This is a genomic window from Citrobacter sp. CK180 (genome assembly GCF_030333655.1).
In the GTDB taxonomy this organism is placed as follows: Bacteria; Pseudomonadota; Gammaproteobacteria; order Enterobacterales; family Enterobacteriaceae; genus Citrobacter_B; species Citrobacter_B koseri.
Map to the genome: position 1 here is coordinate 37,217 of NZ_JAOWFM010000040.1, position 18,599 is coordinate 55,815.

Genomic DNA, 18,599 nt, shown 5'->3' on the forward strand with positions numbered 1-18,599 from the left:
ACCAGAGTAAACATTGTTACAATAGACGTCAATACATCTGGACATCTAAACTTCTTTGCGTATAGATTGAGCAAACTGGAAATAGCCGTTAAAATTATATGCATTAGCGCACATCTACAGACGCTTAACCCGTGTCACGATATCGCCTGTACGGTAAACTATGCGGGATTACGGCCAGGCACGACGATTCTGGCCCTTAACTAATGACGAGAAGATTAAAGGTATCTCATGGCTGAATGGAGCGGCGAATATATCAGCCCATACGCTGAGCACGGTAAGAAGAGTGAGCAAGTCAAAAAGATTACGGTTTCCATTCCTCTGAAGGTGTTAAAAATCCTCACCGATGAACGCACGCGTCGTCAGGTGAACAACCTGCGTCACGCCACCAACAGCGAACTGCTGTGTGAAGCGTTTCTGCATGCCTTTACCGGGCAACCATTGCCGAACGATGAAGACTTGCGTAAAGAGCGCAGTGATGAAATACCGGAAGAGGCCAAAATCATCATGCGTGAACTGGGGATCGACCCGGATACGTGGGAGTATTGATTTTTTTGCCGGATAGCGGCGGAAGGATTCAGTACCGCAGGTACTGATAAGCGTCAACGCCATCAGGCAAAGACAAAAAAAGCGCCTTTCGGCGCTTTTTTCTTTGACAGCAATAACTTATTTGCTGCCCGGGATGCTGAAACGCTTGTTGAAGCGGTCAACACGGCCACCGGTAGCAACATCACGCTGTTTGCCAGTGTAGAACGGGTGGCATTTACCGCACACGTCCAGGTTCAGGTCGTGACCTGCAGTAGAGCGGATTTTGATGACATTACCGCAAGAGCAGTTTGCAGTAATTTCTTCGTATTTCGGGTGAATATCTTTTTTCATGGGGAAACCTCGGTTTAAGGCCGCGTCGCTCTTCCAGCCCTAACGCCAGACACCACGCGATGTTGATAGTATAGGTCGATGATACAAATGTGTATCAAAGGCGGCGAATCATACAGAATTTGACCAGCGTATGCAAACTGATCCGCGCTCCCTCATCACAATGTGTATACTAACCCGCCAGAATTCAAGTCAGCCAGGATGATTACATGCCCGTCGCGCACGTTGCCTTGCCCGTTCCGCTACCCCGCACCTTTGACTATCTCTTGCCAGAAGGCATGACCGTCAAAGCCGGGTGTCGGGTGCGCGTGCCGTTTGGCAAACAGCAGGAACGCGTCGGGATTGTGGTGTCGGTCAGCGAGCAAAGCGAACTGCCGCTTAACGAACTGAAAGCGGTCGTTGAGGTACTGGACAGCGAGCCGGTCTTTTCACCCTCCGTCTGGCGTTTGCTGCTTTGGGCGGCGGATTACTACCACCATCCAATGGGTGACGTTCTGTTTCACGCTCTGCCGATTTTGCTGCGCCAGGGGAAACCCGCCAGCAACGCGCCGATGTGGTACTGGTTTGCCACCGAAGACGGCCACGCTATCGATCTCAATAGCCTGAAGCGTTCGCCTAAACAGCAACAGGCGCTGGCCGCGCTGCGGCAGGGGAAAATCTGGCGCGACCAGGTGGCGGATCTTGAATTTAATGACGCGGCGCTCCAGGCGCTGCGTAAAAAAGGACTGTGCGAGCTGGCGAGCGAAACGCCCGGCTTTAGCGACTGGCGCACCCATTACGCCGTCTGTGGCGATCGGCTGCGTCTCAATACCGAACAGGCCACCGCCGTTGGCGCCATCCACAGCGCGTCGGACAGCTTTTCTGCCTGGCTGCTGGCAGGCGTTACGGGTTCCGGTAAAACAGAGGTCTATCTCAGCGTACTGGAAAACGTCCTCGCTCAGGGCAAACAGGCGCTGGTGATGGTGCCGGAAATTGGCCTGACGCCGCAAACCATCGCCCGCTTTCGCGAGCGCTTCAACGCCCCCGTCGAAGTTCTGCACTCCGGGTTAAATGACAGCGAACGTCTCTCAGCCTGGCTGAAAGCCAAAAACGGCGAGGCGGCGATTGTCATCGGCACCCGCTCATCGTTGTTTACGCCGTTTAAAAACCTCGGCGTCATTGTGATCGACGAAGAGCATGACAGCTCCTATAAGCAGCAGGAAGGCTGGCGTTACCACGCCCGCGACCTGGCGGTATACCGCGCTCACAGCGAACAAATCCCGATTATTCTCGGCTCGGCAACACCGGCGCTGGAGACGTTATGCAACGTGCGACAAAAAAAGTACCGCATGCTGCGCCTGACGCGCCGGGCAGGCAACGCACGCCCTGCCCTCCAGCATGTGCTGGATTTAAAAGGCCAGAAGATCCAGGCCGGGCTGGCTCCCGCGCTTATCGCCCGTATGCGTCAGCACCTGCAGGCAGATAACCAGGTCATTCTCTTCCTTAACCGCCGGGGATTTGCTCCTGCGCTGTTATGCCACGACTGCGGCTGGATTGCCGAATGTCCGCGCTGCGATCACTACTACACGTTGCACCAGGCGCAACACCACCTGCGCTGTCACCATTGCGACAGCCAGCGCCCGATACCGCGTCAGTGCCCTTCCTGCGGCTCCACGCATATGGTGCCGGTTGGGTTAGGGACAGAACAGCTTGAGCAGGCGTTGGCGCCCTTCTTTCCCGGCGTGCCGGTCTCGCGCATCGACCGCGACACCACCAGCCGTAAAGGCGCGCTGGAGCAGCATCTGGCGGAAGTCCATCGCGGCGGCGCGCGCATTTTGATCGGCACGCAAATGCTGGCGAAAGGGCACCATTTCCCGGACGTCACCCTGGTAGCGCTGCTGGACGTTGACGGCGCGCTGTTCTCAGCGGATTTCCGTTCGGCGGAACGTTTTGCCCAGCTTTACACTCAGGTTTCCGGCCGCGCCGGACGCGCCGGAAAACAGGGCGAGGTGGTATTGCAGACCCACCATCCAGAGCACCCTTTGCTGCAAACCTTGCTGCACAAAGGCTATGACGCTTTTGCTGAACAGGCGCTGGCCGAGCGGCAAACGCTGCAACTTCCGCCGTGGACCAGCCATGTGATTGTGCGGGCGGAAGATCATAACAACCAGCAGGCGCCGGTGTTCCTGCAACAGTTGCGTAATCTGATTCAGGCCAGCCCGCTTGCGGATGACAAGCTCTGGGTATTAGGCCCGGTGCCTGCGCTCGCGCCAAAACGCGGCGGCCGCTACCGTTGGCAAATTTTGTTGCAGCATCCGTCGCGAATTCGTCTGCAACATATCGTCAGCGGCACGCTGGCGCTCATCAATACGCTACCCGAATCCCGCAAGGTTAAATGGGTGCTGGATGTCGATCCCATTGAGGGATAACGGGTCACGATGCGAGGCGGATCGTAAAATTAAATATCCATCACACTTTTTATGAAAATTCTGTAACCGCTTCCATTAACTATCTGATAAAAATGTTTTCGATGTGAGTTAAACAAGGATAGTTCTGCGCCTGATTTCCCAGGCGAGGAGAGAGTGTGAAACCGAAGAAACAGGTTGCTGCCGCTACAATGAAAGATGTTGCTATGAAGGCGAAAGTCTCAACAGCAACCGTGTCCCGTGCGTTAATGAACCCGGATAAAGTCTCCCAGTCGACCCGTAACCGGGTTGAACAGGCGGCGATGGAGGTGGGATATTTACCGCAATCAATGGGGCGAAATAGCAAACGGAATGAATCACGCACCATCCTGGTGATCGTCCCGGATATTTGTGATCCCTTTTTCAGTGAAATCATCCGGGGCATTGAGGTTACCGCCGCAAGCCACGGATATCTGGTGTTGATTGGTGACTGCGCGCACCAGAATCAGCAAGAAAAGACCTTTATCAATTTGATCATCACCAAACAAATTGATGGCATGTTATTGCTCGGTTCACGCCTGCCGTTCGACGCCAGCATTGAAGAACAACGAAATCTGCCGCCGATGGTGATGGCCAACGAATTCGCGCCGGAGCTGGAGCTGCCTACCGTTCATATTGATAACCTGACTGCGGCCTTTAACGCCGTGAATTATCTGCATGAACAGGGGCACCAGCGTATCGGATGCATTGCCGGGCCAGAGGAGATGCCGCTGTGCCACTACCGTCTGCAAGGCTATGTGCAGGCGCTGCGTCGCTGCGGCATTACCGTCGACCCGCATTATATCGCCCGGGGCGATTTCACCTACGAGGCGGGCGGTCACGCGCTGCAACAGCTGCTTGCGCTTCCGCAGCCTCCGACCGCCGTGTTCTGTCACAGCGACGTTATGGCGCTCGGCGCGCTCTCCTGGGCCAAACGTCATGGTCTGAAAGTCCCTGACGATCTGTCCATCATTGGCTTTGATAACATTGCGCTGGCGGAATTTTGCGACCCGCCTCTGACGACGGTTTCACAGCCGCGCTTCGATATCGGGCGCGAAGCAATGCTGCTCTTGCTCGACCAGTTACAGGGGCAAAATGTCAGCAGCGGCTCGCGCTTGCTGGACTGCGAGTTAATTATTCGTGGTTCGACGCGAGCCTTAACTTAAACCTTTAAGACTCACCTATCTGGTCAAAAGCCCGCCGCTTAAGTAACATGGCGGGCTGACGAACGAATAAATACAGCGAAACGATAGTGGCACAACGAGATTATGTACGTCGCGGTCAACCGGCACCTTCGCGGCGCAAAAAGAGCACCTCACGGAAAAAGCAACGCAACACGCCTGCGGTTTCACCCGCAATGGTCGCTATTGCGGCGGCTGTCCTTGTGGCCTTTATCGGGGGTCTGTACTTCATTACTCATCACAAAAAAGAAGAGTCCGAAACGCTGCAAAGCCAGAAAGTGACCGGCAACGGGCTGCCGCCGAAGCCGGAAGAGCGCTGGCGCTACATTAAAGAGCTGGAAAGCCGCCAGCCGGGCGTGCGTGCGCCAACCGAGCCTTCTGCGGGCGGCGAAGTGATGAACCCGGAGCAGCTCACCAGCGAGCAGCGTCAGCTACTGGCGCAAATGCAGGCGGATATGCGCCAGCAACCGACCCAGCTTAACGAAGTGCCGTGGAACGAACAGACGCCTGAACAGCGTCAGCAGACATTGCAGCGCCAGCGTCAGGCACAGCAGCAGTGGGCTAACACCCAGCCGGTTCAACAGCCGCGTACGCAGCCACGCGTGACGGAGCAACCGTACCAACAGCCACAGCAGCAACCGCGTACGGCGCAGACTGCGCCTGCACAGCAGCCACGCCAGACGCAGCAGCCGAAACAGACGACATCCCAGCAGCCTTATCAGGACCTGTTGCAGACGCCTGCGCACACCACGACTTCTCAGCCTAAAACGCAGCAGGCCGCGCCGATCGCGCGTGAACCTGAAGCGCCAAAACAGACAGCAGAGAAAAAAGATGAACGTCGCTGGATGGTGCAATGCGGCTCCTTCAAAGGCGCCGAGCAAGCGGAAACCGTGCGCGCCCAGTTGGCTTTTGAAGGCTTTGACTCCAAAATCACCACCAACAACGGGTGGAATCGTGTGGTCATCGGCCCAGTCAAAGGCAAAGAGAATGCAGACAGCACCCTTAACCGCCTGAAGATGGCGGGTCACACAAACTGCATTCGACTCGCCTCCGGGGGTTGAAACCCCCAAAATCCCCCCCATTTATATTTGCATTATGCCCCGTACCGCGTGCGGGGCCTGTATTCTGCATTTGTAACCAAGGGGTCTGCTCGTGACAACAATAGTAAGCGTACGCCGTAACGGCCATGTGGTAATCGCCGGTGATGGTCAGGCCACACTGGGCAATACCGTAATGAAAGGCAACGTGAAGAAAGTTCGCCGTCTGTACAACGATAAAGTCATTGCGGGCTTTGCAGGGGGAACGGCAGACGCATTCACGCTGTTCGAACTGTTTGAGCGTAAACTGGAAATGCATCAGGGCCACCTGGTCAAAGCCGCCGTTGAACTGGCGAAAGACTGGCGTACTGACCGTATGCTACGCAAGCTCGAAGCGCTGCTGGCCGTCGCAGATGAAACCGCTTCACTGATCATCACGGGTAATGGCGATGTCATACAGCCGGAAAATGATCTGATTGCTATCGGCTCCGGTGGTCCCTACGCCCAGGCTGCGGCACGCGCACTGCTAGAAAATACCGAACTGGGCGCCCGCGAAATTGCTGAAAAGGCGTTGGATATTGCAGGCGATATCTGCATTTACACCAACCACTTCCACACCATTGAAGAATTACCGTCTAAAGCGTAAGGATCTCCCATGTCTGAAATGACCCCACGCGAAATCGTCAGCGAACTGAACAAGCACATCATTGGCCAGGACAACGCCAAGCGTTCCGTGGCGATTGCACTGCGTAACCGCTGGCGCCGCATGCAGCTCAACGAAGAGCTGCGCCATGAAGTGACGCCAAAAAATATTCTGATGATCGGCCCGACCGGCGTAGGTAAAACCGAAATCGCGCGTCGCCTGGCAAAACTGGCCAACGCGCCGTTCATCAAAGTTGAAGCGACAAAATTCACCGAAGTCGGTTATGTGGGTAAAGAAGTGGATTCCATTATCCGCGACCTGACCGACTCCGCGATCAAAATGGTGCGCGTTCAGTCTATTGAGAAAAACCGCTACCGCGCAGAAGAAATGGCGGAAGAGCGTATTCTCGACGCGCTGATCCCTCCGGCGAAAAATAACTGGGGTCAGGCTGAGCAACAGCAAGAGCCGTCCGCCGCGCGCCAGGCATTCCGCAAAAAACTGCGTGAAGGCCAGCTCGACGATAAAGAAATTGAGATCAATCTCGCAGCCGCACCGATGGGCGTTGAAATTATGGCGCCTCCGGGAATGGAAGAGATGACCAGCCAGTTGCAGTCCATGTTCCAGAACCTGGGCGGCCAGAAACAAAAACCGCGTAAGCTGAAAATCAAAGACGCGATGAAGCTGCTGATTGAAGAAGAAGCGGCCAAACTGGTAAACCCGGAAGAGCTGAAACAGGAAGCTATCGACGCCGTTGAACAGCACGGAATCGTGTTTATCGACGAAATCGACAAAATCTGTAAACGCGGCGAATCCTCTGGCCCGGACGTTTCCCGCGAAGGCGTACAGCGCGACCTGCTGCCGCTGGTAGAAGGCTGCACCGTCTCTACCAAGCACGGTATGGTGAAAACCGACCACATCCTGTTTATCGCCTCCGGCGCGTTCCAGGTGGCGAAACCGTCTGATCTGATCCCCGAGTTGCAGGGGCGTCTGCCGATTCGCGTTGAGCTGAAAGCGCTGACGACGGAAGATTTCGAACGCATTCTCACCGAGCCGAACGCGTCCGTTACCGTTCAGTACAAAGCGCTGATGGCGACTGAAGGCGTGGACATCGAGTTTACCGAATCCGGCATCAAACGCATTGCCGAAGCGGCATGGCAGGTAAACGAAACCACCGAAAACATCGGTGCGCGTCGTCTGCATACCGTTCTGGAACGTCTGATGGAAGATATCTCCTATGACGCCAGCGATCTGAATGGTCAGAGCATAACAATTGATGCGGAATATGTGAGCAAACATCTGGATGCGCTGGTCGCAGATGAAGATCTGAGTCGTTTTATCCTATAATCGCGTTCAATGCATTTTCATCACTGTTGATGGGGCTGAAAAGCCCCATTTTTATTGGCGCTAAATATGACTGAACAACAACAAATTAGCCGCTCCCAGGCCTGGCTGGAAAGTTTACGACCGAAAACGCTGCCGCTCGCGTTTGCGGCAATCATCGTCGGTACAGCGCTGGCATGGTGGCAAGGGTACTTCGATCCCCTGGTTGCGCTGCTGGCGTTGATCACCGCCGGGCTGCTGCAAATTTTATCGAACCTTGCCAACGATTATGGCGACGCCGTCAAAGGCAGTGATAAGCCTGACCGCATCGGGCCGCTGCGCGGGATGCAAAAAGGGGTGATCACCCGGCAGGAGATGAAGCGGGCGCTGATCATTACCGTGGCGCTGATTTGCCTCTCCGGTCTGGCGCTGGTGGCTGTTGCATGTCATACGCTGGCGGATTTTGTCGGATTCCTGGTGCTGGGCGGCCTGTCGATTATCGCCGCGATTACCTACACCGTCGGGAACCGTCCTTACGGCTATATTGGTCTGGGCGACATTTCCGTGCTGGTGTTCTTTGGCTGGCTCAGCGTAATGGGCAGCTGGTATCTACAGGCGCATACGCTCATTCCTGCGCTTATCTTACCTGCTACCGCCTGCGGACTGCTGGCGACCGCCGTGCTCAACATCAACAATCTGCGCGATATCAACAGCGATAAAGAAAACGGTAAAAACACGCTGGTGGTACGTTTAGGCGCGGTTAACGCACGTCGTTATCACGCCTGCCTGTTGATGGGGTCACTGGTCTGCCTGGCGCTGTTTAACCTGATTTCACTGCAAAGCCTGTGGGGATGGCTGTTCATCCTGGCCGCACCGTTACTGATTAAACAGGCGCGTTATGTGATGCGCGAAATGGAACCCGCTGCGATGCGTCCGATGCTGGAACGTACCGTTAAAGCCGCGCTGTTGACTAACCTGCTGTTTGTCGTCGGGATTTTCTTAAGCCAGTGGGCGGTTTAACTGACAAATATCAATGAACAATTGATGATTTTGCAAACAGTACGCATAGCGCGATATACTAAAAATTCTCGCAGCAACTGAACGTTAAGCCTATGAAATACGATACTTCCGAGCTTTGTGACATCTACCAGGAAGATGTCAACGTCGTGGAACCACTGTTCTCTAACTTTGGAGGGCGGTCGTCGTTTGGCGGACAAATCATCACGGTAAAATGTTTCGAGGACAACGGGTTGCTCTACGATCTGCTCGAACAGAATGGCCGTGGTCGCATTCTGCTGGTCGATGGCGGTGGTTCTGTCCGTCGCGCGCTGGTCGACGCCGAACTGGCGCGTCTGGCTACGCAGAATGAATGGGAAGGGCTGGTCATCTACGGCGCGGTGCGTCAGGTAGACGACCTGGAAGAGCTGGATATCGGCATCCAGGCGCTTGCCGCGATTCCGGTAGGCGCCGCAGGTGAAGGAATCGGGGAAAGCGACGTCCGCGTCAATTTTGGCGGCGTGACCTTCTTCTCCGGCGATCATCTCTACGCCGACAATACCGGGATAATCCTCTCCGAAGACCCGCTTGATATCGAGTGATCAAAAAAGGCACCGTAAGGTGCCTTTTTTATTGCGTTGCCGCTCATAAACGATGCCGACTGTAGGCCTGATAAGCGTAGCGCCATCAGGCGATATTGCAGTGCCGGATGGCGGCTTACGCCTTATCCGGCCTACAACGCTGAGCGCAGCCAACACCGCTACGGCTCAGACTTCTTCCATACGACCCAGCAGCGCCTGCAAACGATCCTGCCACCCGCTCTGCTGTTCTTTCAGGTGGCTGTTCTCACGCTCCAGTTCTTCACGCTGATGCTGAGCAGACTGTACATCCTGCGCCAGGCTGTTGTTCTTTTCTTTCAGCTCTTCGATTTCCATCTGCAAAAGCGTAATGGTATCAATCGCCTGCTGTACTTTTGCTTCCAGTTTCTCAAACACTTCTAATGACATGGCCATACCTCTCCTGAATTGCAAGGCGACGCTTCACGTAAACGCGCACAATATATAGTGCCGATTGTATGAAGCCGCGCCATCCCTGTCCAGCGACATACCGCGTAGATTGCGGTTTGCAACACTTTTCATCCTTGTCCTGGTGACATAACTCATATAACTCTAAAGTGTTAACATATTGGTTAATGAAATGATTCAGCTCACACTCCTGGTTTGTCGTAAAACGCGCTTCATGGCGCGATAACGCTCATTTTATTGACGCAGTACACACATTTTGATTTCGATATTTCTCGTTTTTGCTCGTTAACGATAAATTAACAGTATGCCTACAGGCATCGAAGGCGTCAGTGACCTCTTCGCAAACAATAAACATTAAACTCTCTTCAGGATCCGATTATGAGTCAAACATCAACCTTAAAAGGCCAGTGCATTGCTGAATTTCTCGGTACTGGGTTGTTGATTTTCTTCGGTGTGGGTTGTGTCGCTGCTCTTAAAGTAGCAGGTGCTACTTTCGGTCAGTGGGAAATCAGTATCATCTGGGGTCTGGGGGTGGCGATGGCTATCTACCTGACAGCAGGTGTCTCCGGCGCACATTTAAATCCAGCCGTAACAATCGCACTGTGGCTGTTTGCCTGTTTCGACAAACGCAAAGTTGTTCCTTTTATCATTTCTCAAGTTGCCGGCGCGTTTTGCGCAGCGGCATTAGTTTACGGGCTTTACTACAATCTTTTCGCTGATTTTGAACAAACGCACCACATCGTCCGTGGCAGTATCGAAAGTGTTGATCTGGCTGGCACTTTCTCAACATATCCAAATCCACATATCAATTTTGTGCAAGCCTTCGCGGTTGAGATGGTAATTACCGCTATTCTGATGGGGCTTATTCTGGCGCTGACCGATGATGGTAACGGCGTGCCGCGCGGCCCACTGGCTCCTCTGCTCATTGGTTTACTGATCGCAGTAATTGGCGCTTCTATGGGGCCGCTGACCGGGTTTGCGATGAACCCGGCGCGTGACTTCGGCCCGAAACTGTTCGCCTGGCTCGCTGGCTGGGGGAACGTTGCCTTGACTGGCGGTAAGGATATTCCTTACTTCCTGGTGCCGATGTTCGGCCCGATTGCGGGCGCCATTCTGGGCGCATTCGCCTATCGTAAACTGATTGGCCGCCATTTGCCGTGTGATACTTGCGTGGTTGAAGAGAAGGACACCACCACTACCGCACAACAAAAAGCTTCGCTGTAATGTGACTACGGGACAAAAAATTATGACTGAGAAAAAATATATCGTTGCGCTCGACCAGGGCACCACCAGCTCCCGCGCCGTCGTGATGGATCACGATGCGAATATCGTTAGCGTGTCGCAACGTGAATTTGAGCAAATCTACCCGAAAGCAGGCTGGGTAGAACACGACCCAATGGAAATCTGGGCCACCCAAAGCTCAACGCTGGTTGAAGTGCTGGCGAAAGCAGACATCAGTTCCGATCAGATCGCAGCAATCGGTATTACTAACCAGCGTGAAACCACCATCGTCTGGGAACGTGAAACCGGCAAACCGATTTATAACGCGATTGTCTGGCAGTGCCGCCGTACCGCCGAAATCTGCGAACGCCTGAAGCGTGACGGCATGGAAGATTACATCCGCAACAACACCGGTCTGGTGATTGACCCGTACTTCTCCGGCACCAAAGTGAAGTGGATTCTCGATCACGTAGAAGGCTCCCGTGAGCGCGCACGTCGCGGTGAACTGCTGTTCGGTACGGTGGATACCTGGCTTATCTGGAAAATGACGCAGGGACGCGTACACGTCACGGATTACACCAACGCTTCACGTACCATGCTGTTCAACATCCATACCCTGGACTGGGATGACAAAATGCTGGATGCGCTGGATATCCCGCGCGCTATGCTGCCGGAAGTGCGTCGTTCTTCAGAAGTGTACGGCCAGACGAACATCGGGGGTAAAGGCGGCACGCGTATTCCAATCGCCGGGATCGCCGGTGACCAGCAGGCGGCGCTGTTCGGCCAGCTGTGCGTCAAAGAGGGGATGGCGAAAAACACTTACGGCACCGGCTGCTTTATGCTGATGAACACCGGCGAGAAAGCGGTTAAGTCCGAAAACGGACTTTTGACTACCATCGCCTGCGGCCCGACCGGCGAAGTGAACTACGCGCTGGAAGGGGCGGTGTTTATGGCTGGCGCATCCATTCAGTGGCTGCGTGATGAGATGAAACTCATCAGCGACGCATTCGACTCTGAATATTTCGCTACCAAAGTGAAAGACACCAACGGCGTATATGTTGTTCCGGCCTTTACCGGTCTGGGCGCGCCGTACTGGGACCCGTATGCGCGCGGCGCCATCTTCGGTCTGACCCGTGGCGTAAACTCCAACCACATCATCCGTGCAACGCTGGAATCGATCGCTTACCAGACGCGCGACGTGCTGGAAGCGATGCAGGCGGACTCCGGTATTCGCCTGCACGCCCTGCGCGTTGACGGCGGCGCGGTTGCCAACAACTTCCTGATGCAGTTCCAGTCAGACATTCTTGGTACGCGCGTTGAGCGCCCGGAAGTGCGCGAAGTGACGGCGCTGGGTGCGGCGTATCTGGCAGGTCTGGCGGTGGGTTACTGGCAGAACCTGGATGAGTTGCAGGAAAAAGCGGTCATCGAGCGTGAATTCCGTCCAGGCATCGAAACCACCGAGCGTAACTTCCGTTACAGCGGCTGGAAAAAAGCGGTCAAACGCGCCCTGGCGTGGGAAGACCACGAAGAGTAATACTGACCTGCCGGATGGCGGCTTCGCTTATCCGGCCTACAGGCTACATGCTTGTGTAGGCCGGGTAAGGCAACGCCGCCACCCGGCAAGTTATCTACCCCCGAGCATATCAATTATTCCCACCCTCCCCTGTGCTACACTTCGCGCCATTCCTTTCTGCTACGAGTTTGCTATGAGACGAGAACTTGCCATCGAATTTTCCCGCGTAACGGAAGCGGCAGCGCTGGCTGGCTATAAATGGCTGGGACGCGGCGACAAAAATACCGCTGACGGCGCGGCGGTAAACGCCATGCGTATTATGCTCAACCAGGTCAATATTGACGGCACCATTGTCATCGGCGAAGGCGAGATTGATGAAGCGCCCATGCTGTTTATCGGTGAGAAAGTCGGCACCGGCCGTGGCGATGCGGTAGATATCGCCGTCGACCCTATCGAAGGCACCCGTATGACGGCGATGGGCCAGGCGAACGCGCTGGCGGTTCTGGCGGTCGGCGATAAAGGCTGTTTCCTCAACGCGCCGGATATGTACATGGAAAAGCTGATCGTCGGGCCGGGCGCTAAAGGATCTATCGACCTGAATCTGCCGCTGGCGGACAACCTGCGCAACATCGCAGCCGCCCTCAGCAAACCACTCAGCGAACTGACGGTTACGATTCTGGCCAAACCGCGTCATGACGCGGTGATTGCAGAGATGCAGCAGCTTGGCGTGCGCGTATTCGCCATTCCTGATGGCGACGTGGCGGCCTCTATTCTGACCTGTATGCCGGACAGTGAAGTGGATGTGCTGTACGGCATTGGCGGCGCGCCGGAAGGCGTTGTCTCCGCAGCGGTGATTCGTGCGCTGGATGGCGACATGCAGGGCCGTCTGCTGGCGCGTCACGACGTCAAAGGCGACAGCGAAGAGAACCGTCGCATTGGCGAGCAGGAGCTGGCACGCTGTAAAGCTATGGGCATTGACGCAGGTAAAGCGCTGCGTCTGGACGAAATGGCGCGCAGCGATAACGTCATCTTCTCCGCCACCGGGATCACCAAAGGCGATCTGCTGGAGGGGATTAGCCGCAAAGGCAATATCGCTACCACCGAAACGCTGCTGATTCGCGGCAAATCGCGCACTATCCGCCGTATTCAGTCCATCCACTATCTGGATCGCAAAGACCCGGATGTGCAGGCGCATATCCTGTAACTGATTTGTTCGATTGAGCCTTCCGGCCCTTCGGGGCTGGAAATCTTTCGTTCAACGAACGAAGATAAGGGTATTGCAGCAGACAGGAGAAGATCATGGCAGATTGGGTAACAGGAAAAGTCACGAAGGTACAGTACTGGACCGACGCCCTGTTTAGTCTGACCGTTCACGCCCCCGTTCATCCCTTCACCGCAGGCCAGTTTACCAAGCTCGGACTGGAGATCGATGGCGAACGCGTACAACGCGCCTATTCCTATGTGAATGCGCCCGATAATCCCGATTTAGAGTTTTACCTGGTGACGGTTCCCGAAGGCAAACTCAGCCCACGTCTGGCGGCACTTAAACCTGGCGATGAAGTACAGGTGGTGAGTGAAGCGGCGGGGTTCTTTGTTCTGGATGAAGTGCCTGACTGCGACACCTTGTGGATGCTGGCGACCGGAACGGCCATTGGCCCTTATTTGTCGATTCTGCAACTCGGTAAGGACCTGGAGCGCTTTAACAACCTGGTACTGGTGCATGCCGCGCGTTACGCCGCTGATTTAAGTTACCTGCCGTTAATGCTGGAATTGCAAAAACGCTACGAAGGCAAGCTGCGCATTCAAACTGTCGTCAGTCGGGAAACCATCGCTGGCTCGCTTACCGGGCGCGTCCCCGCGCTGATTGAAAGCGGCGCGCTGGAAGCGGCGGTCGGTTTACCGATGGACACCGAGACCAGCCATGTGATGCTGTGCGGAAATCCGCAGATGGTGCGCGATACGCAACAGCTGCTGAAGGAGACCCGGCACATGACCAAACACCTGCGTCGTCGTCCTGGGCACATGACCGCTGAGCACTACTGGTAAGCACGGTTGCAGGCCCGGTAAGCGCCAGCGCCACCGGGCAATCTGCCGGATAGCGGCATAAACGCCTTATCCGGCCTACGGTTTATCGCCTGCCTGAGGCTCTGCTTTAAACTTCACATCCTGCGTTTCTTTGCCGAACTTATTCTCGCCCTGAGTGCCGACAAACGCCCCCAGATCGATAAACATCATGACCAGAATGAGCGTCGGGACAAAGCACCCCACGACCCACTGCCACATTCCCGGCAACATCACCCAATTTCCGGCCAGCAGCATCCACGCCAGAATCATCAATAACGCCCACAGGCCGGAGCGCCCCCGGTCATGCAAACGCTTAACCATGACCGCCGCCGTGGGCCAGAGCAGACACACCAGACAAAATGCCGCCGTCTGGATATCGAGTAAGTTCTTGCTCGCCAGCGAAAACAGCACCAGCATGCCGACAAACCAGAAACCGAGCCAGATCCAGAAATCACGGCGTCCAATACGCCCTTTAAATGAGAATAACCACTGCTGTATGGTCATGTAAGTTCCTTTATTATTGCCTTCGCTGTCAGTTTACCCTTTTGACAAGCCCGACAGTTATCGTTTTAATCGTGAGCAGTCCTAACGAAAGGTAAGATTGATGAAGCCAGGGTGTACACTGTTTTTATTATTGTTTTCCGCCATAACTGCGAGCACAACGGTGCTGGCGGAGGCATCGCCGTCTGCGACGACCGCGCCCTACCTGCTGGCTGGCGCGCCGACGTTTGATCTCTCCATCAGCCAGTTTCGCGAAAACTTTAATCAGCAAAATCCCCGGCTTCCACTGAACGAATTTCGTGCTATCGACAGCAGCCGCGACAGGGCGAACCTGACCCGCGCCGCCAGCAAGATCAATGAAAATCTGTACGCCTCAACGGCGCTGGAGCGCGGTACGTTAAAAATCAAAAGTATGCAGATTACCTGGCTTCCCATTCAGGGGCCCGAGCAAAAAGCCGCCAAAGCCAAAGCACAAGAGTACATGGCGGCGGTGATCCGCACCGTCGCCCCGCTTCTGACAAAAGAGCAAAGCCAGCAAAAACTGCAAAAATTACTCACAGCGGGCAAGAATAAGCACTACTACGCCGAAACGGAAGGCGCGATTCGCTATGTTGTCGCAGACAACGGGGAAAAAGGGCTGACCTTCGCTGTTGAACCGATTAAGCTAGCGCTATCGGAGAATCTGGAAGGGCTGAATTAAGTGACAAAAAGCAAAGCCTTTCGAGGGAGGGATCTCTATACTGTTTCACAGACCATGCCGCCCCTGAAGGGCGGCCATCTTCCTTAATTCGCTGACAAAGCGTGGAGAAATGAAATGCGACATCCTTTAGTGATGGGTAACTGGAAACTGAACGGCAGCCGCCACATGGTAAACGAGCTGGTGGCTAACCTGCGTAAAGAACTGGCTGGCGTTGCTGGCTGTGCAGTTGCGATTGCACCGCCGGAAATGTATATCGACATGGCGAAACACGCCGCTGCCGGTAGCCACATCATTCTGGGCGCGCAGAACGTTGACCTGAACCTGTCTGGCGCATTCACCGGTGAAACTTCTGCTGAAATGCTGAAGGATATCGGCGCGCAGTACATCATCATCGGCCACTCTGAGCGTCGTACTTACCACAAAGAGTCTGACGAGCTGATCGCGAAGAAATTCGCCGTGCTGAAAGAGCAGGGTCTGACTCCGGTTCTGTGCATCGGTGAAACCGAAGCAGAAAACGAAGCCGGCAAAACCGAAGAAGTCTGTGCTCGTCAGATCGACGCGGTACTGAAAACTCAGGGCGCTGCGGCGTTTGAAGGCGTGGTTATCGCTTACGAACCTGTATGGGCGATCGGTACTGGCAAATCCGCCACTCCGGCGCAGGCGCAGGCTGTTCACAAATTCATCCGTGACCACATCGCCAAAGCTGACGCGAAAATCGCTGAGCAAGTGATCATCCAGTACGGCGGTTCCGTAAACGCAGCTAACGCGGCAGAACTGTTCGCTCAGCCGGACATCGACGGCGCGCTGGTTGGCGGTGCTTCCCTGAAAGCTGACGCGTTCGCGGTGATCGTTAAAGCAGCGGAAGCGGCTAAACAAGCTTAATGCTGTTGTGGCGGGTGGCGCGTGCGCTTACCCGCCACACAAAATCACAGGCCCGGTAAGCGTTAACGCCACCGGGCTTTTTTTACAAACGCCCCAGTAAACTAAACCACACGTAATCCAGCGGCAACAGCACCAGATACGTTGCCAGCGCCAGTGCCAGACACAGCGTCATACCTGGTTTTGCCGGGACTTTCCCTAATGCCATCGCCACCACAATCGGCGACGCCTGATACGGCAGCAGCGGCGTGGAGTATCCCAATACCTGAATCATAATCACCGACAGCAGCGGAAAACCGGTTGCGTCGGAAAAACTCTGCGCCAGCGTGGTATACAGCGCCGGAACGCCGTTCGCCGTCATAATAAAATTCAGCGCGGTGGTAATGCCGGTCAGCGCCAGGAAACTGGTGAAGGGCTTTTCCGGGTCCAGCGGCATGACATGCAGCAGCGCCTCGCCCACCGCATTGCCAATACCGGTTTGCGTCACGGTGATCGCCAGCCCCAGAATGCCTGCCACATAAATACAGGTGCGGATATTCACGCCGCTGGAAAACTCTTCCCCGTTGATAAACCCCACGCGTGGCAACAGCGTGATCACCGCCGCCGCCAGCCCGGTCCACGCCGGGCCAATACCGTGCCAGCTTTCGCTGACCCACATCGCCAGCACCACCGCCAGCATCCACGCCAGCCGTTTCTCCGCACGGCTCATCGGCGCAGGCGGCGTCAGGTCGCGAGGCGCATGCGGTTTACCGGGAAACAGCCAACAAATCAGGACGATTAACAGCGCACCTTTCAACCAGCCCAGAACAGGCGTATGCAGCAGAAGATACGGCAGATAGTTCAGGTGGATGCCATACGAACCTTCCGCCGCCCCGCTCATCACCAGGTTAGGTACATTAGCAGGCAGGATGGTCGCGGAGAGCTGGAAGGTTCCAAAGCCCACCGCAAGCGCCAGTCCGTACCAGGCGCGCGTGCCATCGGCAATCCCGGCACGTTTCGCCATCGCCGCGACAATGGGCATCAGCAGCGCGATACGCCCCATATTGGACGGCATCACAAACGCCAGCGCATAACTGAGCAGCACCACGCTTGCCACCATCAGCGGCCATGAGTCAGTCAGTCTGGCGGATAAGGCGCGCGCCGCCCTGTCTGCCAGCCCTGTTTTGCGGATCGCCACCCCCAGCACAAAACCGCTAAAAACCAGCCAGAAAGCCGACGAGGCAAAACCGCCAAAAATGACGTCCGGCGGCGCGATCTTCGCCACCATCGCCACGGTAAAGAACAGCAGCGCGGTAATAAACTCCGGCAACAGCGAGGTTGCCCAGAGCAGAATGGTCACGCCGACCACCAGCGAAGGAATGAACAGAGGGTGTGTAAGCCAGAGCGACATGCCTGTCTCCTGTTGTTTTTTTCAACAAGAATACGGAGACAGGCAGGTGGAGTAAACGCCAGATTAGGTGGGGTTACTGCAAAATCTCACATTGATGATCCTGAATTTCCTCAGAGGAAGCGAGGTTAAACGCCAGCAGGTTGCGCTGCGTCGCCAGCAAAACAAAAGAGTCGTCGCTCTGGCGCACCACCGCCAGCGCATAGCTGCCCATGTGCTCACGCGCATCCGGCACCTCTTCCGCCAGCATCATGAACGGGCTGCGTTGCGCCAGCTCGCTTTCCGTCACCCGACGCGCCAGATATTCATTCCCGCGCAATCCGCCCGGCAGTGGCAGCCAGCGGGTACTCACTTTCGCCAGATTATCATCCAGTTGCGCTCGCACATCAGGGCGCAGGCAGGAGATGTGGATATGAAAGTGGTTTTGCGTCCGCCCGGAGCGTGAGTTAATCGCCAGCGAAATGGCGCTGTCTGGAATATCTTTGCCGTACTTTTGGCTCATAAAGCTGCGCGCCTGCCAGGCTAGCCAGAAGAAGTTCGGCGTGTAGGGCTCCACCAGCAGCGGGCTTTCCGTACCGTTGATGCGGTACGTCGGCATCAGCAGATACTGCAACGGGCCATTACGATCTTTAAACACGACATACCCGGCATCCGGTTTCACTTCGGCGCATGGCGCAGGATTTTGCTGTTGCAGTTGGTTCGGTACGCATTGTTGCAGAACAATATCCCGCAATGCGTTCGGATTAGCGGCCAGCTTCCAGTAGCCAATGCCCGCGACGGCGGCAACAATCACAACCGCCAGCAAAAAATAACCTGTTTTTTTCATTACTCATTCC

Annotated in this window: 19 protein-coding genes; 14 read left to right on the top strand and 5 right to left on the bottom strand. The window is 55.4% G+C overall.

What is annotated here, in order from left to right:
• Positions 1-228: 228 nt before the first annotated feature.
• The gene (metJ, locus tag OGV50_RS06990) at positions 229-546 is read left to right on the top strand and encodes a met regulon transcriptional regulator MetJ (RefSeq protein ID WP_012133855.1); all 318 of its coding nucleotides are present in this window, start codon (positions 229-231) and stop codon (positions 544-546) included.
• Positions 547-663: 117 nt separating this feature from the next.
• Here the strand turns inward: metJ and rpmE are convergent, their stop codons facing one another.
• Positions 664-876, bottom strand: coding sequence for a 50S ribosomal protein L31 (rpmE, locus tag OGV50_RS06995; RefSeq protein WP_024130659.1), 213 nt, complete (start codon positions 874-876; stop codon positions 664-666).
• A 206-nt stretch (positions 877-1,082) separates the two neighbouring features.
• On the opposite strand from rpmE, the gene priA reads away from it, so the two are divergent.
• The 7 genes from priA (at position 1,083) to rraA (ending at position 9,075) form a co-directional block, all read left to right on the top strand.
• Entirely contained in the window at positions 1,083-3,281 is a 2,199-nt protein-coding gene (gene priA / locus OGV50_RS07000; RefSeq protein WP_115626183.1) for a primosomal protein N', read from the top strand.
• Between the two features lie 155 nt (positions 3,282-3,436).
• Positions 3,437-4,462: a DNA-binding transcriptional regulator CytR gene (cytR, locus tag OGV50_RS07005; protein ID WP_012133858.1), complete on the top strand. Its 1,026-nt coding sequence runs from the start codon at positions 3,437-3,439 to the stop codon at positions 4,460-4,462.
• An 86-nt stretch (positions 4,463-4,548) separates the two neighbouring features.
• The gene (gene ftsN, locus OGV50_RS07010) at positions 4,549-5,538 is read left to right on the top strand and encodes a cell division protein FtsN (protein ID WP_110123638.1); all 990 of its coding nucleotides are present in this window, start codon (positions 4,549-4,551) and stop codon (positions 5,536-5,538) included.
• Positions 5,539-5,629: 91 nt separating this feature from the next.
• Positions 5,630-6,160, top strand: a complete 531-nt coding sequence (gene hslV, locus OGV50_RS07015; RefSeq protein WP_012133860.1) for an ATP-dependent protease subunit HslV — start codon at positions 5,630-5,632, stop codon at positions 6,158-6,160.
• 9 nt (positions 6,161-6,169) lie between these two features.
• Complete coding sequence (gene hslU, locus OGV50_RS07020; RefSeq protein WP_012133861.1) at positions 6,170-7,501, top strand: ATP-dependent protease ATPase subunit HslU; 1,332 nt, start codon at positions 6,170-6,172, stop codon at positions 7,499-7,501.
• 66 nt (positions 7,502-7,567) lie between these two features.
• Positions 7,568-8,497 (top strand): 1,4-dihydroxy-2-naphthoate polyprenyltransferase, encoded by a 930-nt coding sequence (gene menA / locus OGV50_RS07025; protein ID WP_047459819.1) that lies wholly within the window; start codon positions 7,568-7,570, stop codon positions 8,495-8,497.
• Positions 8,498-8,589: 92 nt separating this feature from the next.
• Positions 8,590-9,075: a ribonuclease E activity regulator RraA gene (gene rraA, locus OGV50_RS07030; RefSeq protein WP_012133864.1), complete on the top strand. Its 486-nt coding sequence runs from the start codon at positions 8,590-8,592 to the stop codon at positions 9,073-9,075.
• Positions 9,076-9,240: 165 nt separating this feature from the next.
• On the opposite strand, the gene zapB is transcribed toward rraA, so the two are convergent.
• A complete protein-coding gene (zapB, locus tag OGV50_RS07035; RefSeq protein WP_104867935.1) occupies positions 9,241-9,486 on the bottom strand; it encodes a septal ring assembly protein ZapB in 246 nt (81 codons plus the stop codon).
• 390 nt (positions 9,487-9,876) lie between these two features.
• Here zapB and OGV50_RS07040 point away from each other — a divergent pair, with 390 nt between their 5' ends.
• The 4 genes from OGV50_RS07040 (at position 9,877) to fpr (ending at position 14,278) form a co-directional block, all read left to right on the top strand.
• Positions 9,877-10,722, top strand: coding sequence for an MIP/aquaporin family protein (locus OGV50_RS07040; protein ID WP_012133869.1), 846 nt, complete (start codon positions 9,877-9,879; stop codon positions 10,720-10,722).
• A gap of 22 nt (positions 10,723-10,744) precedes the next feature.
• On the top strand, positions 10,745-12,253 hold the full coding sequence (gene glpK / locus OGV50_RS07045) for a glycerol kinase GlpK (protein ID WP_012133870.1): 1,509 nt from the start codon (positions 10,745-10,747) through the stop codon (positions 12,251-12,253).
• A 172-nt stretch (positions 12,254-12,425) separates the two neighbouring features.
• Positions 12,426-13,436 (top strand): class II fructose-bisphosphatase, encoded by a 1,011-nt coding sequence (gene glpX, locus OGV50_RS07050; RefSeq protein ID WP_012133873.1) that lies wholly within the window; start codon positions 12,426-12,428, stop codon positions 13,434-13,436.
• Between the two features lie 95 nt (positions 13,437-13,531).
• Complete coding sequence (gene fpr, locus OGV50_RS07055; RefSeq protein ID WP_012133874.1) at positions 13,532-14,278, top strand: ferredoxin--NADP(+) reductase; 747 nt, start codon at positions 13,532-13,534, stop codon at positions 14,276-14,278.
• A gap of 75 nt (positions 14,279-14,353) precedes the next feature.
• Here the strand turns inward: fpr and OGV50_RS07060 are convergent, their stop codons facing one another.
• Complete coding sequence (locus tag OGV50_RS07060; protein ID WP_286488410.1) at positions 14,354-14,800, bottom strand: DUF805 domain-containing protein; 447 nt, start codon at positions 14,798-14,800, stop codon at positions 14,354-14,356.
• 100 nt (positions 14,801-14,900) lie between these two features.
• Here OGV50_RS07060 and OGV50_RS07065 point away from each other — a divergent pair, with 100 nt between their 5' ends.
• Both OGV50_RS07065 and tpiA read left to right on the top strand, forming a co-directional pair.
• Positions 14,901-15,497, top strand: coding sequence for a YiiQ family protein (locus OGV50_RS07065; RefSeq protein WP_047459831.1), 597 nt, complete (start codon positions 14,901-14,903; stop codon positions 15,495-15,497).
• Positions 15,498-15,611: 114 nt separating this feature from the next.
• A complete protein-coding gene (gene tpiA / locus OGV50_RS07070) occupies positions 15,612-16,379 on the top strand; it encodes a triose-phosphate isomerase (protein ID WP_024130662.1) in 768 nt (255 codons plus the stop codon).
• Between the two features lie 82 nt (positions 16,380-16,461).
• Here tpiA and OGV50_RS07075 read toward each other — a convergent pair whose 3' ends face one another.
• On the bottom strand, positions 16,462-17,766 hold the full coding sequence (locus tag OGV50_RS07075; protein WP_012133878.1) for an SLC13 family permease: 1,305 nt from the start codon (positions 17,764-17,766) through the stop codon (positions 16,462-16,464).
• Positions 17,767-17,839: 73 nt separating this feature from the next.
• On the bottom strand, positions 17,840-18,589 hold the full coding sequence (locus tag OGV50_RS07080) for a CDP-diacylglycerol diphosphatase (protein ID WP_286488411.1): 750 nt from the start codon (positions 18,587-18,589) through the stop codon (positions 17,840-17,842).
• Positions 18,590-18,599: the final 10 nt, after the last annotated feature.

Excerpts from the sequence above, each read along its gene's own strand:
- tpiA (WP_024130662.1), top strand. The coding sequence starts at position 15,612 with ATGCGACATCCTTTAGTGATGGGTAACTGGAAACTGAACGGCAGCCGC.
- OGV50_RS07075 (WP_012133878.1), bottom strand. The coding sequence starts at position 17,766 with ATGTCGCTCTGGCTTACACACCCTCTGTTCATTCCTTCGCTGGTGGTC.
- OGV50_RS07080 (WP_286488411.1), bottom strand. The coding sequence starts at position 18,589 with ATGAAAAAAACAGGTTATTTTTTGCTGGCGGTTGTGATTGTTGCCGCC.
- OGV50_RS07065 (WP_047459831.1), top strand. The coding sequence starts at position 14,901 with ATGAAGCCAGGGTGTACACTGTTTTTATTATTGTTTTCCGCCATAACT.
- rraA (WP_012133864.1), top strand. The coding sequence starts at position 8,590 with ATGAAATACGATACTTCCGAGCTTTGTGACATCTACCAGGAAGATGTC.
- glpK (WP_012133870.1), top strand. The coding sequence starts at position 10,745 with ATGACTGAGAAAAAATATATCGTTGCGCTCGACCAGGGCACCACCAGC.
- OGV50_RS07040 (WP_012133869.1), top strand. The coding sequence starts at position 9,877 with ATGAGTCAAACATCAACCTTAAAAGGCCAGTGCATTGCTGAATTTCTC.
- glpX (WP_012133873.1), top strand. The coding sequence starts at position 12,426 with ATGAGACGAGAACTTGCCATCGAATTTTCCCGCGTAACGGAAGCGGCA.
- fpr (WP_012133874.1), top strand. The coding sequence starts at position 13,532 with ATGGCAGATTGGGTAACAGGAAAAGTCACGAAGGTACAGTACTGGACC.
- menA (WP_047459819.1), top strand. The coding sequence starts at position 7,568 with ATGACTGAACAACAACAAATTAGCCGCTCCCAGGCCTGGCTGGAAAGT.
- hslU (WP_012133861.1), top strand. The coding sequence starts at position 6,170 with ATGTCTGAAATGACCCCACGCGAAATCGTCAGCGAACTGAACAAGCAC.
- priA (WP_115626183.1), top strand. The coding sequence starts at position 1,083 with ATGCCCGTCGCGCACGTTGCCTTGCCCGTTCCGCTACCCCGCACCTTT.
- OGV50_RS07060 (WP_286488410.1), bottom strand. The coding sequence starts at position 14,800 with ATGACCATACAGCAGTGGTTATTCTCATTTAAAGGGCGTATTGGACGC.
- zapB (WP_104867935.1), bottom strand. The coding sequence starts at position 9,486 with ATGGCCATGTCATTAGAAGTGTTTGAGAAACTGGAAGCAAAAGTACAG.
- rpmE (WP_024130659.1), bottom strand. The coding sequence starts at position 876 with ATGAAAAAAGATATTCACCCGAAATACGAAGAAATTACTGCAAACTGC.
- metJ (WP_012133855.1), top strand. The coding sequence starts at position 229 with ATGGCTGAATGGAGCGGCGAATATATCAGCCCATACGCTGAGCACGGT.